This window comes from Arenibacter sp. F20364 (assembly GCF_023015905.1).
Taxonomy (GTDB): Bacteria; Bacteroidota; Bacteroidia; order Flavobacteriales; family Flavobacteriaceae; genus Arenibacter.
Window position 1 is genome coordinate 1 of record NZ_JALKBD010000157.1, and the last position, 424, is coordinate 424.

Consider the following 424-nt stretch of genomic DNA (forward strand, 5'->3'; position numbering starts at 1 on the left):
CTGGAGCCACTGGCGACAAAGGTGAAACTGGTGCTCAGGGTCCAATAGGACTTACTGGAGCAACTGGTGCTGACGGAGCCAAAGGAGATACAGGTGCCAAGGGAGATCAGGGAGACACTGGTGCGACCGGAGCTACTGGTGCTGACGGAGCAAAAGGTGATACAGGTGCCCAAGGTATCCAAGGTGTTACCGGAGCAACTGGTGCAACAGGACAGACTGGAGCACAGGGTATCCAAGGTGAAACCGGAGCTACTGGTGCGGACGGAGCTACTGGAGCTAAAGGAGACACTGGTGCAACTGGAGTTCAAGGTGAAAAAGGAGATACCGGAGCTCAGGGTATACAAGGTGTAACTGGAGCCACTGGCGACAAAGGTGAAACTGGTGCTCAGGGTCCAATAGGACTTACTGGAGCAACTGGTGCTGA

General features: G+C 54.7%; 1 pseudogene. It reads left to right on the forward strand.

Going from position 1 to position 424, the window contains the following annotated elements:
* Positions 1 to 424 (forward strand): annotated as a pseudogene (locus tag MWU84_RS24130) (spore surface glycoprotein BclB); the annotation flags it as partial.